1 protein-coding gene is annotated in these 218 nt (G+C 62.4%); it reads left to right on the top strand.

Annotated elements, in window-relative coordinates; translation table 11 throughout:
- The coding region (locus tag ACZY0B_RS28105; protein WP_463767475.1) for a Rid family hydrolase at window positions 1–189 on the top strand (189 nt) is incomplete at its 5' end.
- Between the last annotated feature and the right edge of the window lie 29 nt (window positions 190–218).

The raw sequence follows: 218 nt of genomic DNA, 5'->3' as shown, positions 1-218 counted from the left end.
GACTTTCACCGCCAGGTGTCGATTGCTACCGGTTCCAAGCTCGTGTTCATGGCCGGGCAGGTCGCCTGGGACGCCGACGGAACGTTGGTCGGCGAGGGCGACGTCGCCGCTCAAGTCGAGCAGTGCTATCTCAACGTCGGCGCCGCACTCGCCGAGATTGCGGCTCCTTCGACGACATCGCCAAATTAACCATCTACGTGGCCGATTGGACTCTGGAC

The sequence above is a fragment of the Mycobacterium sp. IDUB_19 genome, from assembly GCF_055419445.1.
This window is presented reverse-complemented; position numbering and strand designations above follow the sequence as displayed.